We start from the raw sequence: 512 nt of genomic DNA, 5'->3' as shown, positions 1-512 counted from the left end.
CGAGATCCGCATGGAAACCACGGCCGCTCGGGCGCGCCTGTGCGGTACCCAAGGCGATTCCGGCGGGCCGATGTACGCCCAACTGCCAGGAGGACCCGCAATCGTCGGCGTAGTCTCTGGCACCACGCAGGAGCTAAAAGGTCAGTGCGCCGAAGCGTCGGACATGGAGCTTTCCTTTACCCCTGCAGCCGATATCGTAGCGCTCATCCCGGAGATTTTGGGCTCTGAAATAGCGCAGGCGGCCTAGCGCGGGCGCGGCCAAAAGCGGACAAAGCTAGCGGCTAGGGTAGTAGGCATGGCAACCCCTGAATACATCCTCAACCTCCGTGAGAAGGTGGGCCACCAGCAGCTATTCCTGCCGGCGTGCACCGCAGTTATTGTCCGCGATGTTCCCATGAACGCGGCGCTATGGGAAGTCCCATCGGTGCTGCTGGTGCAACGCGCCGACAATGAGACCTGGGCGCCCGTCGAGGGCATCTGCGAGCCTGGCGAGGAAATCACCACCACAGCCA

At 62.9% G+C, this 512-nt stretch carries 1 protein-coding gene and 1 pseudogene; both read left to right on the top strand.

The window, feature by feature from the left end; translation table 11 throughout:
* A pseudogene (locus F4V54_RS11370) lies at positions 1 to 247 on the top strand (trypsin-like serine protease); the annotation flags it as partial.
* A 48-nt stretch (positions 248 to 295) separates the two neighbouring features.
* Positions 296 to 512: NUDIX hydrolase (locus F4V54_RS11365; RefSeq protein ID WP_487246622.1), on the top strand; the 217-nt coding region annotated here is incomplete at its 3' end.

Origin of the sequence: Corynebacterium tuscaniense, from assembly GCF_008693065.1 — a bacterium.
Taxonomy (GTDB): Bacteria; Actinomycetota; Actinomycetes; order Mycobacteriales; family Mycobacteriaceae; genus Corynebacterium; species Corynebacterium tuscaniense.
This window is presented reverse-complemented; position numbering and strand designations above follow the sequence as displayed.